At 63.0% G+C, this 25,860-nt stretch carries 31 protein-coding genes; 22 read left to right on the plus strand and 9 right to left on the minus strand.

Features of this window, described 5'->3' with window-relative positions:
• Nucleotides 1-14: 14 nt before the first annotated feature.
• Genes IU452_RS33590 through IU452_RS33600 form a run of 3 tightly spaced genes read left to right on the plus strand, consistent with a single transcriptional unit; the run spans nucleotide 15 to nucleotide 3,538 of the window.
• Nucleotides 15-1,385 carry a terminase large subunit domain-containing protein gene (locus tag IU452_RS33590; RefSeq protein WP_195113259.1) on the plus strand — a complete coding sequence of 457 codons (1,371 nt, stop codon included), beginning with the start codon at nucleotides 15-17 and terminating at the stop codon, nucleotides 1,383-1,385.
• Nucleotides 1,386-2,837 carry a phage portal protein gene (locus IU452_RS33595; protein ID WP_195113260.1) on the plus strand — a complete coding sequence of 484 codons (1,452 nt, stop codon included), beginning with the start codon at nucleotides 1,386-1,388 and terminating at the stop codon, nucleotides 2,835-2,837.
• The gene (locus IU452_RS33600) at nucleotides 2,834-3,538 is read left to right on the plus strand and encodes a hypothetical protein (protein ID WP_195113261.1); all 705 of its coding nucleotides are present in this window, start codon (nucleotides 2,834-2,836) and stop codon (nucleotides 3,536-3,538) included. The genes IU452_RS33595 and IU452_RS33600 overlap by 4 nt, the downstream gene beginning before the upstream one ends.
• 48 nt (nucleotides 3,539-3,586) lie before the next feature.
• Here IU452_RS33600 and IU452_RS33605 read toward each other — a convergent pair whose 3' ends face one another.
• On the minus strand, nucleotides 3,587-4,039 hold the full coding sequence (locus tag IU452_RS33605) for a lipopolysaccharide assembly protein LapA domain-containing protein (RefSeq protein ID WP_195113262.1): 453 nt from the start codon (nucleotides 4,037-4,039) through the stop codon (nucleotides 3,587-3,589).
• A 179-nt stretch (nucleotides 4,040-4,218) separates the two neighbouring features.
• Here IU452_RS33605 and IU452_RS33610 point away from each other — a divergent pair, with 179 nt between their 5' ends.
• From IU452_RS33610 to IU452_RS33695, 18 genes are all read left to right on the plus strand, one after another.
• Complete coding sequence (locus tag IU452_RS33610; RefSeq protein ID WP_195113263.1) at nucleotides 4,219-4,671, plus strand: hypothetical protein; 453 nt, start codon at nucleotides 4,219-4,221, stop codon at nucleotides 4,669-4,671.
• Nucleotides 4,672-4,754: 83 nt separating this feature from the next.
• Complete coding sequence (locus IU452_RS33615; RefSeq protein WP_195113264.1) at nucleotides 4,755-5,798, plus strand: phage major capsid protein; 1,044 nt, start codon at nucleotides 4,755-4,757, stop codon at nucleotides 5,796-5,798.
• Between the two features lie 68 nt (nucleotides 5,799-5,866).
• Nucleotides 5,867-6,310, plus strand: a complete 444-nt coding sequence (locus IU452_RS33620; RefSeq protein WP_195113265.1) for a hypothetical protein — start codon at nucleotides 5,867-5,869, stop codon at nucleotides 6,308-6,310.
• Nucleotides 6,310-6,645 (plus strand): hypothetical protein, encoded by a 336-nt coding sequence (locus IU452_RS33625; protein WP_195113266.1) that lies wholly within the window; start codon nucleotides 6,310-6,312, stop codon nucleotides 6,643-6,645. Before IU452_RS33620 ends, IU452_RS33625 begins: the two co-directional genes overlap by 1 nt.
• Before the next feature lies 1 nt (nucleotide 6,646).
• Complete coding sequence (locus IU452_RS33630) at nucleotides 6,647-6,913, plus strand: hypothetical protein (RefSeq protein WP_195113267.1); 267 nt, start codon at nucleotides 6,647-6,649, stop codon at nucleotides 6,911-6,913.
• Between the two features lie 19 nt (nucleotides 6,914-6,932).
• The gene (locus IU452_RS33635; protein WP_195113268.1) at nucleotides 6,933-7,289 is read left to right on the plus strand and encodes a hypothetical protein; all 357 of its coding nucleotides are present in this window, start codon (nucleotides 6,933-6,935) and stop codon (nucleotides 7,287-7,289) included.
• Between the two features lie 22 nt (nucleotides 7,290-7,311).
• Nucleotides 7,312-7,911 (plus strand): hypothetical protein, encoded by a 600-nt coding sequence (locus tag IU452_RS33640; protein WP_195113269.1) that lies wholly within the window; start codon nucleotides 7,312-7,314, stop codon nucleotides 7,909-7,911.
• 135 nt (nucleotides 7,912-8,046) lie between these two features.
• Entirely contained in the window at nucleotides 8,047-8,274 is a 228-nt protein-coding gene (locus IU452_RS33645) for a hypothetical protein (protein ID WP_195113270.1), read from the plus strand.
• 113 nt (nucleotides 8,275-8,387) lie between these two features.
• A complete protein-coding gene (locus tag IU452_RS33650) occupies nucleotides 8,388-8,642 on the plus strand; it encodes a hypothetical protein (protein WP_195113271.1) in 255 nt (84 codons plus the stop codon).
• Nucleotides 8,643-8,657: 15 nt separating this feature from the next.
• Nucleotides 8,658-11,417 (plus strand): tape measure protein, encoded by a 2,760-nt coding sequence (locus IU452_RS33655; RefSeq protein ID WP_195113272.1) that lies wholly within the window; start codon nucleotides 8,658-8,660, stop codon nucleotides 11,415-11,417.
• 411 nt (nucleotides 11,418-11,828) lie between these two features.
• Nucleotides 11,829-12,329: a hypothetical protein gene (locus tag IU452_RS33660; protein ID WP_195113273.1), complete on the plus strand. Its 501-nt coding sequence runs from the start codon at nucleotides 11,829-11,831 to the stop codon at nucleotides 12,327-12,329.
• Between the two features lie 41 nt (nucleotides 12,330-12,370).
• Nucleotides 12,371-14,080, plus strand: coding sequence for a phage tail protein (locus tag IU452_RS33665; RefSeq protein ID WP_195113274.1), 1,710 nt, complete (start codon nucleotides 12,371-12,373; stop codon nucleotides 14,078-14,080).
• Between the two features lies 1 nt (nucleotide 14,081).
• Nucleotides 14,082-14,564, plus strand: coding sequence for a phage gene 29 protein family protein (locus tag IU452_RS33670; protein ID WP_195113275.1), 483 nt, complete (start codon nucleotides 14,082-14,084; stop codon nucleotides 14,562-14,564).
• A gap of 13 nt (nucleotides 14,565-14,577) precedes the next feature.
• The gene (locus IU452_RS33675) at nucleotides 14,578-15,795 is read left to right on the plus strand and encodes a C39 family peptidase (protein ID WP_324192986.1); all 1,218 of its coding nucleotides are present in this window, start codon (nucleotides 14,578-14,580) and stop codon (nucleotides 15,793-15,795) included.
• Between the two features lie 2 nt (nucleotides 15,796-15,797).
• Nucleotides 15,798-16,046 carry a hypothetical protein gene (locus IU452_RS33680; protein ID WP_195113276.1) on the plus strand — a complete coding sequence of 83 codons (249 nt, stop codon included), beginning with the start codon at nucleotides 15,798-15,800 and terminating at the stop codon, nucleotides 16,044-16,046.
• A 7-nt stretch (nucleotides 16,047-16,053) separates the two neighbouring features.
• The gene (locus tag IU452_RS33685) at nucleotides 16,054-16,383 is read left to right on the plus strand and encodes a hypothetical protein (protein WP_195113277.1); all 330 of its coding nucleotides are present in this window, start codon (nucleotides 16,054-16,056) and stop codon (nucleotides 16,381-16,383) included.
• A gap of 75 nt (nucleotides 16,384-16,458) precedes the next feature.
• On the plus strand, nucleotides 16,459-17,739 hold the full coding sequence (locus IU452_RS33690) for a hypothetical protein (RefSeq protein WP_195113278.1): 1,281 nt from the start codon (nucleotides 16,459-16,461) through the stop codon (nucleotides 17,737-17,739).
• A 3-nt stretch (nucleotides 17,740-17,742) separates the two neighbouring features.
• Nucleotides 17,743-18,099, plus strand: a complete 357-nt coding sequence (locus tag IU452_RS33695; protein WP_195113279.1) for a hypothetical protein — start codon at nucleotides 17,743-17,745, stop codon at nucleotides 18,097-18,099.
• A 110-nt stretch (nucleotides 18,100-18,209) separates the two neighbouring features.
• Here IU452_RS33695 and IU452_RS33700 read toward each other — a convergent pair whose 3' ends face one another.
• The 5 genes from IU452_RS33700 to IU452_RS33720 all read right to left on the minus strand — a co-directional run bounded on the left by IU452_RS33700 (nucleotide 18,210) and on the right by IU452_RS33720 (nucleotide 21,260).
• Nucleotides 18,210-18,515 (minus strand): hypothetical protein, encoded by a 306-nt coding sequence (locus IU452_RS33700; protein WP_195113280.1) that lies wholly within the window; start codon nucleotides 18,513-18,515, stop codon nucleotides 18,210-18,212.
• Between the two features lie 62 nt (nucleotides 18,516-18,577).
• Nucleotides 18,578-19,636, minus strand: coding sequence for a hypothetical protein (locus IU452_RS33705; RefSeq protein ID WP_195113281.1), 1,059 nt, complete (start codon nucleotides 19,634-19,636; stop codon nucleotides 18,578-18,580).
• A 26-nt stretch (nucleotides 19,637-19,662) separates the two neighbouring features.
• Nucleotides 19,663-20,190: a hypothetical protein gene (locus tag IU452_RS33710; RefSeq protein WP_195113282.1), complete on the minus strand. Its 528-nt coding sequence runs from the start codon at nucleotides 20,188-20,190 to the stop codon at nucleotides 19,663-19,665.
• 111 nt (nucleotides 20,191-20,301) lie between these two features.
• Entirely contained in the window at nucleotides 20,302-20,613 is a 312-nt protein-coding gene (locus tag IU452_RS33715) for a hypothetical protein (RefSeq protein WP_195113283.1), read from the minus strand.
• Between the two features lie 296 nt (nucleotides 20,614-20,909).
• A complete protein-coding gene (locus IU452_RS33720; protein ID WP_195113284.1) occupies nucleotides 20,910-21,260 on the minus strand; it encodes a hypothetical protein in 351 nt (116 codons plus the stop codon).
• A gap of 133 nt (nucleotides 21,261-21,393) precedes the next feature.
• Between IU452_RS33720 and IU452_RS33725 the strand changes: the two genes are divergently transcribed.
• Nucleotides 21,394-22,638: a helix-turn-helix domain-containing protein gene (locus tag IU452_RS33725; RefSeq protein WP_195113285.1), complete on the plus strand. Its 1,245-nt coding sequence runs from the start codon at nucleotides 21,394-21,396 to the stop codon at nucleotides 22,636-22,638.
• A gap of 39 nt (nucleotides 22,639-22,677) precedes the next feature.
• Here IU452_RS33725 and IU452_RS33730 read toward each other — a convergent pair whose 3' ends face one another.
• The 3 genes from IU452_RS33730 to IU452_RS33740 all read right to left on the minus strand — a co-directional run bounded on the left by IU452_RS33730 (nucleotide 22,678) and on the right by IU452_RS33740 (nucleotide 25,707).
• Nucleotides 22,678-23,013, minus strand: coding sequence for a hypothetical protein (locus tag IU452_RS33730; protein ID WP_195113286.1), 336 nt, complete (start codon nucleotides 23,011-23,013; stop codon nucleotides 22,678-22,680).
• Between the two features lie 166 nt (nucleotides 23,014-23,179).
• Nucleotides 23,180-23,689 (minus strand): DUF732 domain-containing protein, encoded by a 510-nt coding sequence (locus IU452_RS33735; protein WP_195113287.1) that lies wholly within the window; start codon nucleotides 23,687-23,689, stop codon nucleotides 23,180-23,182.
• Between the two features lie 623 nt (nucleotides 23,690-24,312).
• A complete protein-coding gene (locus IU452_RS33740) occupies nucleotides 24,313-25,707 on the minus strand; it encodes a recombinase family protein (protein WP_195113288.1) in 1,395 nt (464 codons plus the stop codon).
• Nucleotides 25,708-25,860 lie beyond the last annotated feature (153 nt).

A 25,860-nucleotide genomic window follows, 5' to 3' on the forward strand; every position in this document is an offset into this window, starting at 1 on the left:
GCCGAGTCGAGGATTTGGGGAATCTGGAGCCGGCCAAGGTGGGCATCAAATTCATGGCCCGCTATGGCCTGCGATTGGACCCCTGGCAGGAACTTGTGTTCCGGTCCTGGCTGTCGTTCGGTCGGGGCGGAAAGTATTCGCACTCACGCTGTGGGCTGTCGGTACCTCGGCAGTGCGGCAAATCGGCATTGCTCGAGGCTCGGGCCTTGGTGGGAATGTGCTTGCTCGGTGAGCGGATTCTCTTCACGGCGCATTCGACAAAGACCGCGCGTGCGTTCTTCCAACGTTTGTTGTCGTTCTTCGAAGACGAGCGTTTCCCCGAACTTTCGGGCGTGGTCGAGAAGATCCGCACTGCGAACGGGCTGGAAATGATCCGACTGCGCGACGGTGGCAGTCTTCAAATCCTGGCACGCAGTAAGGGCAGCGGGCGCGGCCTAACGGTCGACGTGGTCCTGTTCGATGAAGCGCAGGAATGTTCATCGGAAGCGCTGGAAGCGTTGGGCCCGACCACGGCGGCGGCCCCGCTCGGTAACCGACAATTGATTTTCGCGGGGACACCGCCGAGCGAGATCATGAACTCGGAAGTGTTCACACGATTCCGGGACGAATGCCTGTCCGGGCGTGCGATGCGCGCATCGTGGCTGGAATGGGCGATGCCCGAGGGCGCAGATCTGGACGACCCCGAAGCGTGGGCGCAAGCCAATCCCGCGCTCGGGTATCGGCTCGGGTGGGACGAACTCGCCGAGGACCGATCCGCGTACTCGGATGAGGGTTTCGCGAGGGAACGCGGCGGCATGTGGTCGGCGGCGGTCAGCAGCGCGGTTATCGACGCCGGTTCGTGGCGTCTGGTCTCTGACGGCGCTTCTCAGGTGCTTGATCCAATCGCGATCGGTGTCGACATTTCGCCGGATCGGTCGATGGCGTCGATTGCGATTGCCGGTGTCCGGGCGGACGGGCTGTTTCATGTCGAGGTCACGCACAACCGGAAAGGTACGGATTGGGTGGCGGCGGAGCTGCGTCGGATGGTTGCGGTGTGGTCTCCGGTGTGCGTGGTGGTGGACGGCCCGGCGGCGTCGCTGGTGCCGGAGCTGGCGGCGCTGGATGTGCCGGTTCATAAGACGACGCTTCCTGAGTACGCGACGGCGTGTGCGCTGTTCTACGACTACGTGATGTCGGGGGCGCTGCGTCATGTGGATCAACCGATCTTCACGACCGCGATCGAGGCGGCGCGGAAACGGCTTGTGGGGGATATGTGGGCGTGGGGGCGGCGGAACGCGGATTCGGATGTGACACCGGTGGTTTCGGCCACGGTGGCGCTGTTCGGGTTCATCAACGCCCGGCCGAAGCGCCGTGTGCGACGGAGGACGGAAGCGGTGGTGATGTGAATGGGTGAACTGCTGCAACTGGATTCGTTGAGTGAGGACGAGCTGCGGCTGTTCCAGCGCCTCGAGTTCCTGATCGACAAGCACAGGGGCACCAATCGCCTGAAAGAGGCGTATTACGAGGGGGAGAAGCGTGTCGAGACGCTGGGTATCTCTGTGCCGTACGAGGTCGCGGCGAAGCTGCGCACGGTTGCCGGGTGGGCGGGAACCGTGGTCGATGTGCTGGATGAGCGGCTGGACTGGCAGGGCTGGGTGCAGGCCGGGGCCGACGACTACGGGTTGAAAGAGATCTACCGTGCCAATCAGCTCGACTCGGATTCGGGTATGGCCCATCTCGATGCGCTGATCTTTGGGACCGGGTTCGTCTGTGTGGGACGGGGTTTCGAAGGCGAGCCCGATCCACTGATTACGGTCGAGTCCCCGCTGTACATGTCGGGTATCCGGGATTTCCGCACACGTCGGCTCTCGTCGGCAATGTCGCGATATTGGGACGAGGACGCCAACGACTACGTGTCGGCGCGGCTGTATATGCCGGATCAGACGATCTACCTGGCGAAAGATCGGCCCTATGGTCGGTGGCTGATCGTGCATCGGGACATGCACGGACTTGGGCGGGTGCTGGTAGCGCAGTTGGTGAATCGCCCGCGTGCGTCGATGCAGTTCGGTCGTTCGGAGATCTCGAAAGCTGTGCGTTCACACACTGATTCGGCGGTGCGGACGTTGATGGCCATGGAGATGAACCGCGAGTTCTACTCGGCTCCGCAGAGGTGGGGAACGAACCTGTCGGCGGATCAGTTCACCCGCGCCGATGGCACGGTGGTGACCGGGTGGGAGGCGATCATTGGCCGGTTCTTGGCGGTGCGGGCGGATGAGGACAACCCGGATGCCGAGCCGAAGGTGGGGCAGTTTCCGCAGGGGCAGCCGGGCCCGTATCTGGAGCACCTTCGGGGGCTGGCTCAGCTCATCTCGGCCGAATCAGCGATCCCGCCCATGTATCTCGGATTTGCGTCGGATCAGGCGTCGAGCGCTGACGCTATCCGGGCGATGGAGTCGCGGCTGATCAAACGGGCCGAGCGCCGACAGACCATGTTCGGGCGGGCCTGGCTCGAGGTCGGGTTGCTGGCGCTGCTGGTGCGTGACCGTAAGGTACCGCCCGACTATGCGGGGAACGTGTGGCTGAAGTGGCGCGACGCCGCGACACCTACCAGGAGTGCGGCGGCCGATGAGGCGGTCAAGCTGACGGCGGCGCAGATCCTTCCGTCTGACTCCGCGGTGACCTATGACCGGATCGGCCTGTCCCCCATGGAGCAACAGCAAGTGGAGGCCGACAAGCGGCGTGCGCGGGTGGGTGGTCTTCTGGACGGGTTGCGGAACGCGGCGCAGGCCAAGGCACAGGCGGCCCCGAACGTCGCCCAGACAGCACAGAACCCCACACCTATGGCTGAGGCCGCGTGAACCCAGTGGAAGCCGCCAGCGAGCTACGCAGCGTCCTGGATGACATGACCACGGTGATGGCCGGGGAACTGGGCGAACTGTTCGACCGGGCGGCCGGGACCGATACGGCGGCGGGACGGGCGTTGGTGATCGAGGCGTACCCGGAGATCGTGACCCCGTGGGCGGTGACGGCGGCGGAGACCTCCGCTCTCTGGTACGACGATTTAGCCCCTGAGCTGCCCTACACAGCGGCGCCGGCCACGCCCGCGCCTGTGGAGCAGCTACAGGCGTCGGCGGCCTGGGCGACGACGCAGGACAGGGCGCTGGAACTGTTGATCGGATCGGCGCAACGGGTGGTGTTCGGGGCGTCGCGGGACACCGTTGTCCGCGCGGCCGATGACGAGCCCGGAACACGGTGGGCCCGCACAGCGTCGGCGACCGCGTGCCCATGGTGCCGGATGCTGGCCACCCGGCACGCCGTGTATTCGGGCCGCCTGGTGCGCGAACGGGTCGGGGACACGGGCCGGTTGGTGACCGAGAACGGCAAGCGGTATCACGACAACTGCCGCTGTTTGGCGGTGGCCGTGCGGCCGGGCCGCTCGTATGAACCCCCGTCCTATATGGAGCAGTGGGAACAGGAATATCGGGATGCGCGCGAGGCGGCCGGTTCCGGCGATCCCAAAGCGATCATGGCCGCGTATCGAGAGTTGCTGAAGCCATGACGTTTTCCCGCCCAGACGCGGTCCTCGTGTACAGGGCTTGAATGGCGGCTACCGGCGCTGGCTGCGGTGTGCGGTGTGTCGCAGTTGCAGGATACGAGCGGTGCCGATCAACGCGATCGACAATGCCCCCGCGACAGCGGCGAGAAGCATGGCCACACCGATCGGCAGATACCCCGAGACACCGAGATAAGTCAGGTGGACGCGGGTGAGGTTCTGCAGGATGAAGATCAGCAGAAACACGAGCACAAGCACGGCGACAGTCGTCGCGACCCAGGTAACGCTGACTCGGGTCCGTGCTACAGGGGTTTTCCCGGCACGGCGTGCCGGAGTGGGTGCGGTGGGTGCCGGTGCGCCCGTCTCGTTTTCGGGGGTGGGTTGCGGCGTCGGCGGGACGGTTTCCGCCTGCGGCTGGTTAGCCGAAACCTCACGCTGGTCGGCGGGCTGAGGACTGGGGGTGTTGTCGCGGCGGGCGCGGCGAGCACGCCCAAACAGTGTCGACATGACCGATCCTCCTTAACGGTGGTGCCGGTGTGGCAGCACGCGGAAGTGGGTGTCGTCGTGTCCGGATTACTTCCAGTCTACGCCCGCTGGGCTATGTCCACCGGGTCCACTGGGAACCGTCCAGCGGTGGAAGGGACGGATTTCATGTTGAGCAGCAAGCGGAAAGGATGTGCGCTGAGGTGACCGACACCGAGGCCGAGACCAAGACGACCAAGACAGCAGCGGCAACCGAGGCGCGTGAGGAGTTCACGCCGATCACCACGCCAGAACGACTGAATGAGATTGTGGCCGAACATATCGCGCGGGAGCGGGCGAAGTACGCCGATTACGGCGAGTTCAAGCGCAAGGCCGCCGATCTCGACAAGGCCGAGCAGCGGGCCCAGGAGGCCGAGGCGCGAGCAGCCAAGGCCGAGCTTGCCGTGTTGCGGGGCGATATCGCCCGTGACCATGGTTTGCCTGCCGAGGCGCTGGCCGGTGGCTCCGAGGAGGAGCTGCGGGCTCATGCTGCCGTGCTGGTGGGCCTGTTCGGTGATCGCAGCGGACCGCGTGGCCCGGAGCCCGATCCGATGCAGGGGCAGACCGCGACCGACACCGCGACCGGTGGCGATTGGCTGTCGGCGCTGATGCGCTGATACACAGCAGAATTTATACATCTAACGACCCCGGACCGTTCGGTCGGCCGGGGATTTCTTATGCCCAAAACGAGGGGAATGCTTTGGCGTACAACAAGATTGTCGGCCGTCCGACCAACGACGCGCAGACAGTTGTCCCGGTCCAGGTGGTCCGCGATGTAATTCAGACCGCTACCCAGTCCTCGGCGCTGTTGTCGCGGGCCCGGACGGTGCCGATGTCGAGCAAGACCTACCATCAGCCCATCCTGGCGTCGCTACCCGAGGCCGATTTCGTCGGCGGCACCGAACTCGAGGACACGCCCAGTTCGGGGGCATCCGAGCCCGGTTTCGACGGCAAGGACGCCAACCCGGCCGATGGCCTGAAATCAACCTCCAGCATGGGTTGGAAGCCGCTGAGCATGACCGCCGAAGAGATTGCGGTCATCGTGCCGATTCCCGATGCGCTGGTCGATGATTCGGCTATCCCTTTGTGGGAGTCGGCGCAGCCGTTGATGGCCGAAGCGGTGGCGAAGCGGCTGGACGAGGCGGGCATTTTCGGTGTCCGGGTGCCCAAGAGCTGGAATCTCAAGGGCGGCTTGATCGGTGCGGGCAATGCCTACCAGGTGGATGCTTCGAAGTTCTCCGACTACGCGGCGGCGATCGCGGATGCGGGTGAGCAGCTGGGTGAACACGGCGTGCCCGTGACCGGGTTCATCTCCCGGCCGGGCCTGGGCTGGGCCATGGCCAAGGAACGCGACGCGGTAGGTAACCCGATCTATCAGTCCGCCACTGCCGCGACTCCCGCGACGATCTACGGTCTGCCGACCGGCGAGACGCTGACCGGTTCGTGGAATCCGGCGCGGTCGCAGATCCTTGCCGGTGACTGGTCCAAGGTGTTCGTCGGTATCCGCCAGGACGTCAGCTTCGAATTGTTTCGTGAGGGTGTGATTACCGACGAGACCGGCAAAGTGGTCTTGAACCTGATGACGCAGGACGCGAAGGCGCTGCGGTGTGTGTTCCGGGTGGGTGTGACCGTGGCCAAGCCGATCGACCGGGCGGGCCGGGAAATCCTGCCGCTGGCCAACATTTTCGGCAAGCCGACCCCGGTGAAGCTGCCCGCCCCGGCGAGCGGCGGCAAGGCCGCATAGAGGCCGACTTTTCAGGGGTTCTCGGGTGAGACCGGTTCGTGTCTCACCCGCGAGTGTGGGGGCGGTGCATGGGTATCGAATTGACGATCGAGGATCTTCGGCCGTTCGCGCCGAATCTGACGGCCGATAAGGCCGCTCTCATGATCGAGGACGCCACGGCGACAGCGGAATCGGTGGCCCCGTGTGTGGCGGACATGCCGAAATCCGACCCTCGGTATCGGGCGGCGAAGGCCATCATCCGGGGCGCGGTGGTGCGGTGGGCCGACTACGGCACTGGCGCGGTTACCCAGCAGTCGGCCGGGCCGTATTCCCAGACCATCGACACCCGCCCGGTACGGCGGGCGATGTTCTGGCCGTCGGAGATCAACGACCTGGTGAAGCTGTGCAACCAGGGCCGGGGCAAGTCGAAGGCGTTCACAGTCGACACCACCCCGGCCGACGCCTTGCGGGCCCGGCCGTTCGGGTCGGCCTGGGTGAACGGGTCGGGCCCGGCCGGGTGTGGGTGGGATTGATGCTGCCGACTCCCTATCTGGCGTTGGTGTCGGACTATTCGGAGCGGCACAACGAGGCTGGGCGGCTGATCACGGAATGGACACCGAGACCGGAGGCCGAACCGGTGTACGGGTGGGGGCCGCCGCAAACACGGGAGCCGAAGACCGCGGGCTATGACCGACTGGTGGTGGATGTCGAATTGTTCGCTCCCCCAACGTTTTCGGTGAAGCCACGCGACCGGGTGCGGCTGGCCGGGCAGGACTATCAGGTGATCGGGTACGCCGAGGACTACACGCACGGCCCGTTCGGGTTCGCGCCGGGGGTAGTGGTGAATCTGCGAAGAGGGGACGGCTGAGATGCCCAAACCGGTGATCAAGTGGAACATCGAGGGCTTCTACAAGCTGCGCAAAGCGCCGGGCCTGGTGGTGGATCTGACCGAGCGGGCCGAACGGATCAAGGCCGCCGCAGAAGCCGAGGGCGGCGAATACGAGATCTACAGCCAGCAAGGCGAAAAGAAGCCGCAAGGCCGCTGGCGGCTGTCGATCACCACGGCCGACCCGAAAGCCATGTACAAGAACGCGGTTGGGAGCCCGTTGCTTCGGGCGGTGGACCGTGGCCGCTAGAAAACCCGCGACACGGGTCATGATCGTGTTGTTGCGGTCGGCTCTCGGCGTCCCGGTGGTGAACGAGCTAGGGGCCCAGCGTCCAGCGCGGTTCGTGCTCGTGGACCGGACGGGCGGGCCGATGGTCAACGAGGCGGTGGACGGGCCGCAATTCCGGCTCGAGTGCTGGGACAGCGACGACGCCGAGGGCCTGGCGTACGCGGTGTGGTCGGCGGTGTGGTCGGCGCGCGGTTCCTACGTCGACTACGGCGGTGGCAGGGCGTGGATCACGCGAGTTGAAGAGATCGGCGGGCCCGCGCACGTGCCGCACCCCGATGTTCCGGAGCAAGACCGGTGGGTGCTGGCGCTGCGGATGGGTATCGCTGTGAATTCCTGAAATCTATTGAGGAGCAATCGGTTTGGCTACCGATGTCAAGAATGTGTATGTGCCTTCGCCGAGCGCGAAGGGTGTCATCTTCCGATCGGTGAAGACCACCGACGACCCGGTGACGCTTCCAGCGAACGCCAAAGACGAGATCAAGGCAACCGATTTCGCGGACCTGGGCGGGGTGAGTGACGCCGGTTTCACCAACTCGATCGATCGCAGCGTCAAGAAGGTGAAGGACTTCGGCGCGGCCACTGTTGCCACTCCGCAGGACGACTACACCGAGACCGTGAAACTCGAACTCATCGAGTCACTTCGGGAAAGCGTGCTCGAAACCGTGTTCGGCACGAAGATCACCCCTCTGCCCGATGGTGGATTTTCCTTCAGCCACAAGAAGCAACCGCTCGAAAAGTACTCGTGGGTTATCGACACGGTCGAAGGAAAGAAGCTGCGCCGCCAGGTGATCGGCATCGGCCAGGTCACCGAAATCGGGGACGTGAAACAGGTCAGCGACGATATCGTGAAATACCCGATCACGATCGAGTGTTTCGAAGATAAAGACGGGGATTTCGTCAAGGAGTACGTCGGGCGGCCTGCCGAGCCTACTCCGCCGAAACAGAAACAGGCTGCCTGATCCCCTCGCATCTCAGCCGCTATTCCGAAAGGTGATTGTTTTCCGTTGGCTGTGTTTACTGTTCCGCGGTCGGCTGGTTCGAAGCGTCAGAATCGTTTCGCGTTCCGGTTGGCCGATGGTGGCAAGGTGTATTCGGTGCCGTTTCTTCAGTATTTGTCTGGGCAGGGCGCGAAGTTCATTCAGGCGGGTATCGAATCCAAGATGGATGAGGCGTCGCTGACGCGGGGCCTGATCGCGATCGAATGCCCGGAGGCGGCCGAGGCGGTCGAGGATCTGAGTATTGATCAGATCGGCGCGTTGTCGAAGGCATGGGCAGATGCGTCCGCGGTGAGCATGGGGGAATTGCAGGGCTCCGAATCCTGATCGACCAGTATTCGGGGCCGATCGAATTCGACCTGCTGGAGCGCGGGTTTCGGCTGTCGGATATCGGCACCGCGCGCTTGTCGTGGCATGAGTTCGGCGTCTTGGTGGCACATTTGCCGCCGACCCCGGACTCTGCGCTGTACCGGGCCCGGTATCCGCGATCGTGGTTTTGGACGGCTGATCTTGATTTCCTGTCGATGATTCTCTACGCGCTGCAAGGTGCGAATTGGCAGCGCAGCGGTGGCCAGGGGGACAAGCCGACACCGATCGCACGCCCGACCGAATCGGCCACCGACGCCGGGACGGGCGACGGTTTCGGGCTGGATGAAATCCGCGATGTGCTGGCGCGATTGCGGGCGGCGATGTAAGAGGGGGCGCGATTCGTGAGCATCGAAATCGCCAGCGTCTATGTGTCGGTGTCGGCCAACACGAACGGGATGCCCGGCCAGATCGCCGGGGCGGTGGCCCAGGGCGGCAGGCTGGCCGAACGCCACGCAGATACGGCGGGCCGCAACTGGGGCGGCCGGTTCGCATCGGTCGCGGGCACCGCGCTCAAGGCCGGGGTCGGGGTCGCGGCGGCCGGGGTGGCGGCTGTGCTCGGAACGGCGCTGACCAAGGGGTTCGACCGGCTGAATGCGTTGGATCAGGCGAACGCCAAATTCAAGGCGCTCGGCTACAGTGCTCAGTCCATCGTCGGAATCATGGATTCCGCCAACAAAGCGGTCCTAGGGACCGCGTTCGGATTGGGTGACGCCGCGAAGGTAGCGGCTACGGCGCTCGCGGCGGGAATCAAAGAAGGCGACGACCTTACCAAGTACCTCACTCTCGTGGGTGATGCTGCCGCGTTCGCGAATGCCGATCTCAACGAGATGGGCGCAATTTTCAACAAAGTCCAAGCGACAGGCAAGTTGCAGGGCGACGAGCTGGCCCAGCTACAGGAACGCGGAATTCCCGTCCTGTCGTGGCTCGCACAATCCTACGGCAAGACCGCGGCGGCCATGTCGGACATGGTTTCCAAGGGCCAGGTGGATGCGGCCCGGTTCCAGCAGATCATGTCGGAACATATGGGCGGCGTCGCCGCTCAAATGGGCAAAACCCTGCAAGGCAGCTGGAACAATTTGCAAGCCGGTTTAGGGCGGCTCGGGGCAACTGTGCTGGCGCCGCTGTTCGATCGGCTGACACCCGCGATCCAGAAAGTCACGGAATGGGTGGATGCGGTCGGCCCGAAGATCTCCGGACTTATGTCGCAGATCGGGCAGGCGGCCCGGCCCACGGTTGAGCGGATCTCGCAATTTTTCAGTGGACTGTCGGAGAAGATCGGCCCGCTGATCGATTATGTGCGCAATTTCTGGACGGCGTTTCAGCAGTCCGGCGAAGCGGCGGCGGTCTCGGAGCGTTTTCAGCAGATTTGGTCTCGGCTGCAAGAGCTGTGGACCGTCCTGCAGCCGGTCCTGGTTGACGTGTGGAATGCGCTGAAACCGGTCCTCGAAGTTGTCGGTGCGGCGGCGTGGGAAGCGTTCAAGGCCGTGTTGTGGGCGATCTCGACGGCGATCGATTCGGCCAAGACGGCGATCAGCATCCTGTCCCCTGTTATTCACGCGGCGAGCGAGGATGTGCAGGGCCTTGCCGACAAATTCAAGTCGGTCGTTGAATGGGTCGGAAAAGCGATCGACGGCGTGACCGGATTTATCGATAAGGCCAAGCAGGTCGGCGGCGATGTTGTCGGGTCGGTCGCGGGCTTTTTCGGTATCGGGCATGCGGGTGGCGGTCCTGTCGTTGGGTCCGGTGGACCGACTGACGATCTGATTCCGGCGATGCTGTCCAACGGTGAGCATGTCCTTACCGCCGAGGAAGTGGCCGCGATGGGCGGGCATGCCGGGGTGTATCGGATGCGGGCGTTGGCGCGGCGCGGGGAGCTGGCGTTCGCGGCCGGTGGCGCGGTCGGCCTGCCGCGCGGTATCCGCGATGCGTTGGCGGCGGCGGCCGAGGCCGACGGGTTGCCGTATCTGTGGGGTGGGACGGGCCCGGACGGCTATGACTGCTCTGGGTGGGCCGGATACCTGCAATCGGTCACCATGGGCCTGTCCGACACGCATCAGCGGCTCTACACCACGGGCACGCTGATCGAAGGGGCGACCGCTGGCCTACAGCAAGGTCTCGGACCCAGCGGCACTCTGTTCCGGGTCGGGGCCAGCCCAGAGCACATGGCCGTCACCATCGCCGGTCACCCCGCCGAATCCGGCGGCGCACACGGCACCTCCGGCATCGACGGCGGCCGGGCCGGGGCCGAGGCTACTCAGTTCCCCTTCAAGTACCACTTGCCCAATGAAGCCGTCGCGGGGTGGGCGGAACAAGCCCAGGGCGACGGCGGGACGGGTATCGGTAGCGCCTACTCGGCGAGCACGGGTGGGGAGAAGACACCCGCGCCACAGGCACCGCGGATTCCGCATCGGTACTCCGACACCGATAAGGAGTATCTGAAGCTTGAACGCGCGTGGGCGGAGGCGAACAAGCGGCGCAACGAAATCTATGCCGACCCAACCTCTTCGGAGCTGGATCGGATGGATGCGGATATCGCGTTGCAGGAGGCCGAGGACGCCCGCCGCAAGGGCCCGCAGGCCGACGACCAGGGCGCGCCCAAGTCGTTGAAGGATTACGCGCACAAGATGCTCGATATCGGCATCGACGCCGCGAAAGCACAGCTGCCGTTCGACCTCGGTTCGTCGCGATGGTGGGACGTGGCCGACAAGTCGATAGAAGCCGCGAACTCGGTTTCCACCTTCAGCCGCGCCGACATCGACAATCAGCTCGGCTTCAATCCCGCTGCTGGTGTGCCGGATTGGGTAACACGGCTACGGGCCGGGCAGGCGAAGGTGTTCGACTCGGGCGGATGGCTGGAACCGGGCGGGGTAGCGGTGAACCTGTCGCGCAAGCCTGAGCCGATTTTCAACAGCCCGCATCAGTTGCGGCAGTTCGCCGATGGGTTCGCCCCGGCACCGGCCGCGACCGTGACGCTCGACGATTTGCGTGCCGTGCTGGAGTCCCGTCCGAACGTGACATTCAACGTGAGTGATTTCAAAGAAGCCATGGCGGTGTGGCAGCTCGAGCAGCGCCGCCAAGCCATGAGCTTCGCACGGAGGTAACCCATTAGCGAGCTGCGTATCCAGCTCGAAGGCTGCAACGGCGAATGGTTCACGCTGCATGGGGAAGGCGCAGGGGATAAAGGCGTCTTCCTCGGTGCACGCCCTGAGGGCATCTACGACGAGCCTACCGAGACGATTTGGCGGAGCCATGTCTACCAGATCGGCGCAGACTTCGGCGGAATCAAAGTCCACAAACGCGATGTCGTTCTCGGTATCGAGATCGTCGGCAACGCACAAGGAACATGGAAACAGAACGATTCACGGTGGCGCAAAGCCTGGTCCTATGAGAAGGATTCAACGCTCTGGATCGAAACCGCGGGATCACGGAGATACCTGAAACTGCGGCTGTCGGAGACTCCGACGTTCGCCCCGGATTTCGATCCGTTCACCGACGATTACGGTCACATCGTAATGACGTGCGCGGCGGGTGACCCGCGCTGGTACGAGGCAACCGACTACACCTATCAGTGGATTTATCAGGGCGACCCGAAAGGCATTCTCGTAGTCGAGAATCCGACCGATGTCGAAGTGTGGCCGAAATACGTGTGCCAAGCACACCCGTCGAAGGCTGGAACCATCTGGGTGCTCCCGGATTTCTCGTTCGGCTCCGACCGCGCCGACGCACTCCGCGCGGTGTTCCCGAATGAGGACTTGGACCATCGGGCGGTGCCGTTGCCGCCGCTGCAACCGCGTGAACAACTGGTGGTCGACACCGACGAGGGCGAAGAACAGCTGACCTCGAACATCGACACCGAACCGTGGATGCGATTCGAGGGCCGCTGTTTCCTGTTCCCGATCCCGCCCCGCACCCCGCTCACCGAATTACCGGTGACCGTGGCCGGCGCCGAGGAAGGCATGGGCATACAGGTGCGTATTCCTCGCCCCTGGTCACGACCGTGGGGGCTCGAGTGAGCGTGATAACGACTCTCGATTTCGAATCCGCCTACCGGCAAGTGACCGAGAAGAAGCGGCGAGCGAAACGACGCAGGACGTATCCGCCGTTCATTCGATTGTGGGATGGTCGATGGCGGCTCCGCGGCAGGGTCACCCGCTACGACGAATCAACGTGGGAATTCATCGACGGCGACACCGGTATCGGAGTACTGGAGATGCCGCACGACTACTACCTGTCGCGGTGGCTGACCAACGTCGAGGTCAAGGGCACCAACCCGCGCGTGAAGCGGCTTGACGGGACATGGACCGATGGCCCCAACCCGTACGGCCGATACAAGGATCTGAATGCGTTCGTGACCGTCGACCACGACGGGGCCCGCTGGTCGGGGGTGCTGTCGGAATGCAGCATCATCAAAGACGACACGGGCCGGAAATTCGTTCGCGCGACATTCAAGCACGATTTCGAGTTCGTCCGTCGGCTGCGATTCTGGAGTAACCCAGTCCTCCCGGCACAAATTCAGGTGCCCCGCTACTGGCTGCTCTGGGGACAAGCGATTTCCATCATCAAGATCACGATGTTTCTGAATCTGCTCCGGCTCAACGCCAGCCCGTTCCGGATTCCGGACAACCCGCTGGATTTCGAGCATTGGCTTGATCCGATCAAGGGGTTGGATCTGCGGAGCTGGAACATGGTGGTCAAACCGCAGATCGAACCCGACACCTCGGTCACCGGGTTGCTGTTCTCGCGGTTTCAGTCCGCCTATGACGCGACCAAGACATTGGTCGAGGACGCACAATTGAGCTGGGATCTGCGGCGCTGGCTCAAAGGCGATCCCGAACCATGGCCGGGCGCATTCATCGGCGGCGACCCCAATAAATGCGTCGTGAAACACGGTGCATTGATCGTGGATCTGAAAGACCGCTCGGCGTGGTCGACCGGGACAGCGGCGGGCGGAAACATCCTGGAAGGCCTCACCTACAGCATTCAGAAGTTCCTGCCCAACGGGATGAACGGCGCGATCGAAGAAACGACGATCGACCCGAACCTTGTCCCCGAGTACACGACTCCCGGACTATTCAAAGGAACAGTGCCACGCGCCCCGGCCGTCGTATTCCGGGAATCGAAGCACACCGGAATTCAAACGTCCGAGATAACGTGGCGGCCTCCGACCGTCACGAACATCGTTGGCGGTGGTCATTCCATGATGGGCGTGAATGAGGCGCTGCGGGCGTCCATTTCCGCCCTGGGTGATCTCACGGCCATGATTCCGGGCCTGCCACCACTTGGCGGCACGCTCGAAATCGCTTTGACCCCCTTCGTCGAAGACACCTTGCTCGCCTGGGGAAAATGGGAGAGCACCGACCGGAAAGACCGACTCGGCGACTCGTTTCTCTGGGAAGACTATGCCGAGGGGTCGGAGAACATCTATTCGATCTCCGGCGTACTGGCCATGCGGAAAGGATTCCTCGATACCGACGAGGAATTGGACGTGAAAGTCACCGTGGCAGACTCGTCGCCCTGGCGAATCGGCCAGAACGGATTGGGCCATTTCTTCCTGGGCGATCGAGTCGGCGTCGCGCCGCTCGGCGTCTCTCCCGGTCAGATCTTCATTCAACGAGTGAGTTCGATCAAACTCACCGTGAAACCGGAAACCGCCGCAACATGGGATATCACGCTAGGCAGCAAACGGGCCACCGACCCGATATTGGGGGCGTGGGAACGGTTGAGTCAGCTTGCCAGCGTTCTCCAGATGCAAGGAGTTCTTTAAAGTGACGTATCCGACCGTGGAGAACTGCGATCCATCGAATCCGCGGAAAGCGTTCAAGTGGGCATTCGTCGCCCTGCCGTTCAAGGGCTCGACACCGCTGCTCGTGCAATCGGATGTGCAAGAGGAACTGTCGCAATGGTTCTGGGAGTTGGGCTTTCGCTGGCATCCCGAGCTGGCGACCAAGAAGGTCCAGCCCCCAGCCCACGGGCAATCCCACACCCTCAACAACCTGGTGCGCTTCGTTGCGGCCGACACCCCGAACCTCCCACCGGCCGATCTGCCGCGACGCGGCGGATTCATCGAGCCGCCAACGGTTTTCGATCCCTCTGCACACGACGACGCGGCAGTGATCGACCACCTCCGCCGCGCCGAGGCCAGCGAGCGGGCACGGGTGATCACGCGGGAGATGTGCGGCCGAAACCGAGCATCCGTGATCCACGCCTACACCGAGCTATGGAAAAACCACCAGCCACAACAGGAATGAAAGGGGGGAAATCGTGGCGGACAGAGACACCTACGCACGGGCGATCATCGCCGAAGGACAGCGGCGGGGGATCGCGCCCGAGGGCATCGTCATCGCCCTGGCGGTGGCGCTGGTCGAATCCAACCTGACCATGTACGCCAACCCGGCCGATCCCGAGACGCTGGCCTACCCACACGACGCGCTGAGTACCGACTACGACTCCTCGGGCCTGTTCCAGCAGCGCCCCCGATGGTGGGGCGGTCCGGCCGATCGCATGGACCCCGCCCGCTCGGCCGGACTGTTCTATGCCGCGCTGGCACGGCTCGACTACACCTCCGGCGCGCACTCGCCCGGCTGGTACGCCCAGCAAATCCAACAGTCGGCCTACCCGAACCGCTACGACGAGCGGATACCCGACGCGCAGGCCCTCTATGACCGCCTCACCGAATCAACAAGGGAGGACACGCCTTTGGGCGAACATATATTGCCGTACGACCGGAACACCGTGCCGCAGGAAACCGGATATTGGTGCGGGCCCGCATCGACACAGATCGTGTTGAACTCCAGAGGTATCGACGTTCCGGAAGCTCAGCTGGCCGCCGAAATCGGAACCACCTGGAACGGCACCGATTACGTCGGCCTGATCACCCCTGTACTCAACCGGTACACCGGCGGCGGATACGTCGAACGCTACATGCCGAACGACCCGCCCGGCGCGGACGAGACAGAGCAACTGTGGCATGACATCGTGGCGTCGATCAACGCCGGTTACGGCGTCGTCGCCAATATCGTTGCCCCGCCGGACAATTACCCGCGCGGCGTCAAGGGCTCGATCAGCCCGGCATATGCGGGTGGCACCGTCTATCACTATGTCGCGATCATGGGGTTTGACGACACCGCCGATCGTGCCGTGTGGATCGCGGACAGCGGTTTCCGCCCGTTCGGGTATTGGTGCTCATTCGATCAGATCGCGAGTTTGATTCCGCCGAAGGGCTACACAGCCAACCTTTCGGCCCCTGATGGAGAGGAGACAGCATTGTCCGAGATCGCCGACATCATCCGCCAGGAACTCACCTATCAGTTCCCCTCACGGGTGGAGGGCTCGGACTACCGAGACACCCTCGTCGGCTACACCCTCAACAACGACAAGAAACTGTACGACATCGAGCAGTGGCGACCCACCGTGGACGCGCAACTGGCGGCGCTGAACACCAAGCTCGATCGCATCCTCAACGCTCTGGAGGCCAACTGATCATGACTAACCCAACTCAGGTCGAGCACGGCTGGCGGGCCACCGCCCGCACAATCTTCGCGGTCACGGTCGCGGTACTGTCACTGATCCCGACCATGCTGGCAACCGCACATCTCGATACCACCGTGGTCGGGGCCCAGGTGATCGCAGTAGCCGCCGCGGTCACCAGGATTCTGTCTCTACCAGCGGTGAATCAGCTCATCGACCAGTTCGCGCCGTTCCTGTCTGCTCGGCCCCGCATCAGGGAGTAACCCCCACGTGAGCGATCTCGGGCCCAACGATCACCCGGTGTTGTTCTGGGCTACCGTCGCGGCAGGCTTGGCCGGCGCCGTCTCGCTGATCTGGGCCCGACTCGCCCCGGCCGGATCGTTCTTCTGGAACCTGCGCGTGAAGCTGATTCAGCGCCGCCAGCAGATCGAAGCCGAAGCCGCCGCGCTCAACGACCAGCGCAACGAAATGCTGATCGCCCAAATATCCGCTCTCAAAGAGCAAGTGGACGATCTGTTACGCGAACTGACCCGCACACAAAAAGATCTCGCGGAAGCGCGAACGGAAATCATGGCGCTGCGCGCCCAGCTGAGCCGATAACACGGCTCGTATCTCGATAGCCCCTCACCGAGTGATCGGCGGGGGGCTTTCTGGTGCATCCATTGGGGGTTGCTTGTGACATCGCCACACGACGGCGCAACGCCGGGGCCCTATCCGTCACCACCCGACCAATCATGGACTCCGGCAGGTTCGAATACGGGTGCAGGATCGTGGGCGGGCAAAGATTGGGGTGAGCATTGGGGGCAGTCGATCCCCGGCGCGGGATTCGATAACGGCGACGCCACCGACGCCCAGATAGACGCCGTACGCGACACCCTGTTGAGCACAACGCTCGGGCAATGGGGCGCAACGAAACAAGGGTTCCTGTCCTGGATTTTGGCCGCGATCGACAACCTGATCAAAGCCATCGTCGGAGCCGCAATCGGTGGGCTCGAAGGATTCGTCCGCTGGATCACCGGAACCGTGGACGATCACACGACCACCCTCGGGGACCATGAGGCGCGGATCGACAACCTGAAAAAGTCGGTCGACGGCGTGGTCCAGACGATCAACGGCGCATATCAACCGCTGTACTTCTCCGGGTTCGTGGAATTGAAGCCGACCACGAACTTGATTGACGTGATCATGATCGGCGCGGGTGGCGGGGGAGGCGGCGGCAAGGACGGCGGTCTCAATAACCCCAACTACGGCGGCGGGGGCGGCGGTGGCGGTGGTGAGTCCCACGTGACGATCAACGCCAGCGACGTTCCGGCCGGGCCCGATGGGATTCGCCGCATCTGGATCACCATGGGCGGCAACGGGACCGGTGAACAACCACCCCAGGGCGGCGGGCCCGGCGTGGGCGGGCAGAAGGGCGCGGACACGTGCCTGTACTTCACCGACCCGTCCCAGGGCACCCCGACCGTGAAATACCGCGCTGGCGGCGGCGCTGGAGGCCAAAGCCGAACCAACGCAGCATCGGCGGCCCCCGGTGGATCGGGCACCGTGCCCGGCGGCGACGGTGGCGCGTTCTACTTCCAAGGCGACACCCCGGTCAGTGAGAGCGGACAGAACTCGGCGCAGCCGGTCGGCGTGTCCAACGGTGGCGGGGGCGGCGGCGCTGGCTCAGGCCGAGGCGGAGGCATCCCCACCACCCCGGATTACGTACCCGGCCGCGGAGGCGGCGGCGGCCCCAATCCGGGCGGAAAACCAGTGGGCGGCAACGGGTCCTCCACCACCGAATACCTACCCATCGGAGGTGGCGGCGGAGCGGGTGGCAACTCGAGCACACCAGGGGGAAACGGGGGCGACCCCGGAGGCGGCGGAGGCGGCGGCGGAGCCATCGGCGGAATCGGACGGCAGACAGCGGGCGGACACGGCGGCGTCGGCCGGGCCTGGATCAGAGAGAGGACATAGACCGTGGCAAAGGTCGCGACCACTCATATCGAAAGCATGAACCTGATCGGGCACGCGAAGGTGTTCAAACTCGGCGAACCGTTCGACGTGGACGGCCAACCATGCTCGTACGTCATCGTGTGGATCACCCCGGCCGACTCATTCCAGAACGCACAGGTCGGGGTCATCCCCGCGACGGAATGGGGATCGGTCCTCGGCGGCCACCTGCGCCGACGCGCCGGAATGACACTGTTGGACTGCTACGACCCCGGCAACGCCGAGTACGTCAACGGCTGCTACGTGACCGCGCTGAAGATGCTCGGCTACGAATACGTCCCGCCGGAAAACTTCCCAGACGCTGGCAGGAAAGAAGGTGCCTGATAACGAGGGCTTCCACTCTGAGCCGATCGTGAGCAGCCACGGCGGCGGTCCTGGTGGGTCACCCGAGGGGGACTGACCCGCCAGGGCCGCTCCAATTCTAGAGCCGGTGCTCAGGGGTTCAGTACGTCGTAACCTGCATCAAGATTCCCGGCGGCTGCACCACCCTTTTCAGTGAGCAGATAAATGTAATCGGTCTTGTTCTCACCTACCACGACATATTCGGAAGTACCATCGGGTGCGCGTTTATGCTCGACGTAACCGTGCCTGTGGAACCAGGTCAACGTCAACACCACACCATTTCGACGGGACAGACCCAGGCTTTTGTAAAGTTCGTCCGGCCAGTGTTCCTTACCATCATTCAACGCCTCGAGGACCCGTCTCCTGAGCTTCGTCCACGGTTGGCGTGCACAGGTCACCTCTTCTCCTTTCTTGCGTGCCGCTCGGTCACATGCGGCATGTACACCCTTCTGCCGCAGCCTCACCCCTTTTCACCCGGAAAGCGCGGCGGAATACCCTTCACACGCGCCCTCTCGCGCTCCTCCCGCCCGCCACGAGTCGACCCTGCCTCTGGCGGCTCCCGATGCGGCGATTCAATACCTGGCGTGGGACGTGCGACCCTCAGCAAATCCGCCACCTCGCGGGACATGTCGAGAACCTTCCCCGTGCCTGCCGCTTCCCGCGCTTCCCGTGCCACAGCCGCGAGCCGGTCCGCTGCCTCCCGCTGCTGCTGCCGCGCCTTCTCAATAGCCGCTTCTCGTTCCCGCTGGCGTGCCTTCTCGGCTGGGTCAGGTTCCTCGCGCCCGCCCTTCTCGGCCACATCAGGCTCGTCCCGGCCCCGTACCAGCTGCGCTGGTGGTGTGAATTCTCGCGCCACTCGTTCCGCGGCTTCCCGTTCAACCCTGGCACGTTCTTGGGCACGGGCTTCCCGTTCATCGCGCTCCCGCTGCTTGGCCCGCTCGCTTCGTTCACGGGCCAGTTTCAGCCGCTCCATGTAACGGGCCAGAGCTTGTTTCTGCTCGCGGGCCTTGTCACGCGCCAATTCTTTCGCCCGTTGGAATGCGGCATTGCGCTCAGCGCGGCTGACCCTGACGAGAGTAAAACGTCCCCGCGTTTCCCGATTGGCCCGCTCGAGCGCATCCGCCACACTCTTCGGAATCTTTCCGGAAACCTCCCAGACAATCGGAATACGGAGGTCGCGAGCCAGAACAATATCCTTCTCTATCTGCCGGAAAAGCTCTTTCGATGGCTTTATTCGCTTACCGACCTTATTTTCGACTCCCCTTTCGACCATGCCGTTTCTGATCTTTGCAATGTCGAGCTTCCGCCATTCACCATTGGGAAGCCGGACCCGTACTTCCTTCTGCCAGCCGTTCGCCTCGGTGCGGCCCATAATCTCGGCTCGACCATCACGGAAAGCATTACCGATATCGAACGATTCCCGCCCGCCCCGGCCGCCGGAATAACTGTCTCTGTCGTCGTCGGATGACATGACTCGCCCCAAGGGAATTCGAACGGTGAAACGGAAGTCCAACGCCACAGCGTCACTGTGACGGTTGGGGCCAGCTAGCCGAACAGCTGCGGTTTCCACTCCCGCATCGGCGGCCGACCCGCGGCAGTCCACTGCGTGTAATCCTCAGTGGCGAACTCGAACATAGTCGACCATTCGTTGCCGGTGCGCTGAGAAATCGCGACCACTAGCATCTGCCGCGGATCACGATACGTGAAAGCGAATTCCTGATGTACCACGGGCCCGAGTGTTTCGTCACGGTCCCAGTTCGGAATGTTCATCCACTCACCGCCGAAATTACGCCGGAACGTCTCACCGAGGAACCGCACGAATTGATCGGTAATATCGTCGTCAGGAAATGGCGCGTCTTCGCCGGGCATCAATTCCAGCGCCACCGCTTCCGCCCGGTTCAACCCCTCGACGGTAAAGGGGTTCTCAGGCATATCCGGAACCGTCTCGGTGAGAAACTTTCGAAGCTGCGAATCCATGCGTTCGGGTTCGAGCCATTCCATGAATTCGGGCCTGCGCTGGTCGGATTCCTGCCGCGCCAGTTCGGCTTTCGTCATCTTCTGGTATTGACCCATTCGTTCCATCCCCTTCAGTAGTTGCGGCAAGGGGCAGGCTTCGTATACGGCCTGTAATCGCCCATAACGCCTACCTCCCTCGTGTCGAACCGAACATGCCAGTGTGACCGATCACGGAAGATACTTCCACGCAATCCAGTAATCCGCCTGCGCCTTCGCGTCCTCCACATCCCGAGCGGGCGGTGCCTCCTGCAACAGATACCCGCCAGCACGCACCACCGACCACACACACGTCGTCGCTGTCGCGGCCTTCACCTGGACACGATCTGCACCCAGCGGCTTCCACAGCCACCATTCGCGCTCGTCGCCTTCGAGTCTCCAACTGCCGGTTGCATGCTCGGGCCGGATCGGCCCGTACGGCATGGTGTCGCTGTAACGCTGATCATCTGTGCAATCGTCTGAAATCTGCTGCGCCGTATCCACGCGAACGTACCGTGACGCCATTTCTATCTATCCAATTCCAGAGGGAAGGCCCCGGTGCACGTGGAGCCTTCCCACGGTTGTGCCTAATCCCGAAGTCGAACGACTCCGTTATTCTTCGACGTTACCGTCATCTTCCGGACCCAACACGACACCTCCCTTCTCTCCCAGACAATTTCGTGCCATCCGTTTCCGCGGAGTTGAATCATGCTGCAACAGGCGATAACCGTGTGTCCGGAGTGATCGCGTGGTGGCTTGCTCTGCGGAACGGACGATTACAAGCTCTCTCCGGTTCCGCGCTAGTAGTTTCGCCCGGTATCCGGTTTGATTTTTCCCGCCTCTACCAAGGTCCGCCACGCCGACTTTTTGCGCGGGCAGTTCTCCTTGAGACAGTCACGGTGCCGCTGCATCGTCTTCTGCGCCTCGGGCACGCTCAGCGGCCGGTCGGGTGCCTCGTGCGGCCAACCGGTCGGCCATAGCCCAGCGTCGGCGGCCCTAGCGTCTTCGGCCTGTACACGTTCGCGTCGACGCTCGGCCCGCACACGAGCCAGGATCTCTTGAACGCTGGTACCGGCTTGTTCATGATTGGCATCCTCGCGCCACCAGTTGAACCCCACCGTGTCACCCCTGCCGCCATTCGGTCCGGTCATTGGTACGGCACCCGACACCGAGCGGTGATCATCCCGGTGTCGGGGCCTGCACACAGGTTCCCGCCGATGGGGGTGACAGCGAGATACCAGAAGGTGACACGAAAGTGACAGTGCGGGACTAGATTCTGGTGTGATGGCTACCTTCGGGGAGTGGACTGAAACGCATGTACGGGCACTGCGTGCCGCGTATCGGATGGATCAGGCCAAGTTCGCCAAAGTCCTTGGATGCTCTAAGCGCAGCGTCATCCGTTGGGAGCACGGCGGACCTGTGAGCGGGTTCTATCAGAGCGTGCTGGACACGATGCTGGTGTCCGCTGCGGACCCAGTCCGGCAACGGTTCAAGGCGCTCATCGGAGGAGAAGAGGACGATGTGCAACGGCGAGACTTCCTAGCAGTGACCACAGCGACAGCGTTAACAACCCTCGGTGTCGCAGCCACACCGCCAGCCCTGCTGTCGGAGATCGGCCGCCCCGACACCGCGACCATCGGAAACCTTCGTTCCATCCTCTACTCGGCCATGACGCTCGATGACACGCTTGGAGCATCGGTCGCGCAAGGCCCGGTCATCGAATCCCACAGAATCACTGAGGCCCTTCTCAGTGACTGTCCCGATCGTCTTCGCCCGGCGTTTCTCGCATTGAATGGGGAGATAACTGGGTTCGCGGGATGCTTGGCGTTCGATCTTGGCGACTACCGCACTGCCGCCCGGTTGTATCACCTGGGTTGGCATCTCGCCCACGAAGCCGAGGACTCAGACCTTGCCGGATACATGCTCTGCCACATGAGCCAGCTCGCGCTCTGGCAGGGACAACCGCGCGTCGGGATCGACCATGCCGTGGCCGCCCGCGCATGGCTGGCTGACAGCGAGGACATTACGCTTCGGTCGTACGCTGCCGTACGAGCCGCGCACGCCTACGCGAAAGCCGGAAACGCCTCCGCGTGCCTTGCCGCGCTCGATGACGCCCATGCCGACATAGACCGCTGTTCATCGACTCCTCAGCTCCCGGCGGATTCGAAGGCATACTTTCATGGGCTCGGCCTGTTGTGGTCCTACCGGGGCGAATGTCTGGGCTTGGTAGGGCGTCCAAAGGAAGCTGCGGAAGCTACTCGCAAATCGTTGTCACTGATCGCTCAGGACAAGATCCGAGACCGCGCTATGTCCTTGCTGGACCTGCATCGCGCATTGCTGCGACTCGGCGCGGTTGATGCTGCCGCTGCCGCAATCGGTGAAGCCGTACAGATGACCAGTCAGCACCGTTCACGCCGCCTTGCTGCTGCCATCGCTCGGGCACGCTCAGAACTCGCCCCTTGGGCTGACGCAGCCGCCGTTCAAGCGCTCGACGCCGAGCTTACAGCTCACGACATCGTCGCCTTGTGACCTGCCATCACTCCAGAAATCCGCTCAGCAGCGGGTGAGCTACCCGGCGGTCTCCGGCTCGCCGAGCACGTGCGCCCGCATCCTTCGTGATCCGCTGCGTGCCGTTTCGACAACATGCGCGGCCTCTCGTCCGGTCAAACCGAGCCGCCGGGCCAGCTCCAACGGCACCGTGTCCGCTGCGCCCACCAGCTCTACCAGCAACCGGTTACGTGCCTGCTCCGCAGCGTGGATTTCGGCCGCTGCCTGTTTGAACACGTCTGACCTTGCCGGTGCCCGACCGCCCCCGATTCTCGTGCCCAATTCGCCCGTCGCGACCAACTGAGCGCGGGCGCGATTGATCCGCGCCAACACTTCCGCCTCACGATCGGTACTCACCCCATTACGATAGCTGTCTGCTTCTCCGGCAGGGCCCTTAGCGCGATGTTGGAGTCTCGCAGGTCCCCGCTCGACGCGAAGGCACCCCTGCTCGGCCCTGGCCATCTACGCGGGTGGACCGCGATCCTGATTACCAACGAACCGATGCCGACTGGACACCCTGGATTCAACTGACAGTGGCCTTGCAAACACCCTCGCAATAGACCTCGATCGCCGCCTGCACAACACTCGCAGCAGTATCCATATCGCCATTCACCTTCGGCAGGATCGCCAGACCGGCATCCGTTGCTGAACCCCCCTCGTACTTCATGACATCCTGCGCCCGCAATCCGGCATTGATTAGCCGCTGACGCTCGATCTTCTGAGGTACACCAAGCGCATAAACCTTCTCGATAAAAGCATTGTCCCGGTTGATCTTCCACTGCCGAAGCTCGCTCTCACTCATGAGCGCGGGATCAGTGGGAGCCCTGTTGGGCGTGCCTGCATCTGTTGTCGGCGCGCCGAGTACAGCGCTCGTGGTCTCTGCGCCGGTCTTCTTGCCCGACTTCTTTTCGTCGTCATCACCCAGATTGGCAAGAGCCCCGAGTACCAACACGACCGCCACGCCCACGAGCACATTCCTGAGAAGCGTTCTCCGGGAACCCTTTTGCTTGACCTGATTCTGCGGCTGTTCCACGCGCCTATCCCCTTCTAGTTGCGTACCTGCGCCGACACAGGAAGCCGGGTACGGCCATGATCCCTTCTCCCCCTTCGGCTTTGCGGTCGCTTGACGGACCGCCCAGCCAGTCATAGCACAAGGTTCTAAGCGGAAGCGACTCGCGTAGGGGGCGGAGGGCATAAAGGCCCCAGCTCTACGGTACCGCTCGCATGGGGAGGGTCTTGGGTACCACGAACCGAGGGGGATCGGTCCGACCAGAGCTGGGGCGATGCCCCGAAGGGCAACCGAGATTAACGCAATCGCCTTCTGATCCGCCAACTGCGCAGTTTGCCGCCGGGGTCGTATTCCGTAGGTCCAGGCCCTCTACGAGCCATCCACGATCGCGATGAGTGTGGGCCCCAGCTCTGCGGTATCGCATCGAATCGGAAGGGTATCGGCTCGAACTGAGCTGGGGCCATGCCCTCGCGGGACGCACTTGACCATAGCCGGACGGCGTGTGGTCGTCGGCGCTGGGGTCGCTGGGGTGTGCGCACTTCTGGCGCTGCTGCTTGTCCGGTACATGGACAACCGGATCACGAGACGGGGAAGCCCCGGACTGCGGTAAGCGGGTATCCGGGGGCGGCGTTCTCAGAATGAGGATGCTATTTCCATTCGATCAACACTGACTCCGGTTTGAATCGGGGAGAACGCATAGGGAGTAAGGTAATTGTCGCTAGCGCGTCCACAATCGCCGTCTGAGTTCCGATCTCCAAACCAGGCCACGATTCCCTAATCTCGTCGGCGCTGAGCATTTCCTCTCCGAACAAATCGTTATGTCGGGCATCCGCAATACGGGTATCGAGATCGGTTAGCTTAGATTTCAATCGTGCTGTACCGGTCTTCAGCTGATCACCCTCGATCACTCCGTCTGTGAACATGGCCGCCAGTTCCCGCATGCGGGTTTTTACACCCTCACGTTCCGTTAGAAGTGCGTTCAGGTCCTCCCCGGCGTCAGTGCTACGTTCGGGAATGCCGCCGTGCTCTAGGCGTTGGATCATCATCTCTGCCACGAACTCGTCTATGTAGTCTGCCGCCCGTGAAAGATGGCTTGTGGGGCAAACATAGACGCGAATGGATGTCTGTCCCGCCTTGTCGGCGCGCCGGTAACCTGTCTTAACGGTGCTGCCACACTTGCCGCAGATGTAGAGCCCTGCGCCAAGGTGTCTCTTAACCCAGAACGAAGTCTTGCCCGGTTGCCTATCGGAGTTCTCTTTCAGGACAGCTCGAACGCCGAGTAGTTCGCTTTCAGTAATAATGGGCTCCCATTGGGCCTGCCCGAGTCGTTCACCATTGTGCATGACGATACCGGCATTGGCCCACCGTTCCAGAATCTTGCGGACCTGAACGCCCTTCTTGAATTCCCCGCCCTTGGAGGTCTTCAATCCTGCTTCTCGCCATTCGTTCGCAATCCGTTGCAGGGACTTGGTCCGCGCGGTCACTTCCTTCGTGGCAATCCTGATCGCCTCTGCTTCATCCGGGTGTAGCGTGAGGAAGTCATCATCCCAACCGAAGCGACGGACGCCGCCCAGGAATTCACCATTCAACGCCGCTTGTCGTTTAGCAGCCCGCATTCGCTCGATACCACGCTCAACCTCATGCGTGGCGGCTGCACCCAGCATTCGCGCAATCATTCGCCCTGACGCAGTGGAGAGGTCCAATTCCCCGGCGTGCACAGTGTGAATCTCTACATCGAACTTCTCGCACAGGTCGATCAACGGTTCCAAGTCCCGGTTCCGGCGGTACAACCGATCAGGGTGGAGAGCAAGGACTACCTTCACCAGTCCGGCCTCTATGTCGGCCGTCAGTGCGTCGTACTCGGGGCGCTCCACCTTCTTGTAGGCGGAGATGTCGTTGTCGATGTAAGTGCGGTACACGGATACGCCCAGCCGGGCCGCAAGGGCGCGACAGTCGCTCACCTGGCGCTCGACACCGGCCGCATCTCCGGCGTCATCTTCGGAGATTCGGGCATAGATTCCAGCTAGTCGCTCTACCTGCATGGTTACCCATGCTACGGAGAACATTTCGAGTGGTCAAACATGCTGGCACTACGTAGGGTATTTCTGCTGGTCAAGCCATTATAGTCCGTGTGCTACGATCTTCGGCGCAACCGAGAGCCCCCCGGTGCCGCAACCTGGAGTAGCGACTACGTA

Origin of the sequence: Nocardia transvalensis (assembly GCF_015477765.1) — a bacterium.
Taxonomy (GTDB): Bacteria; Actinomycetota; Actinomycetes; order Mycobacteriales; family Mycobacteriaceae; genus Nocardia; species Nocardia transvalensis_A.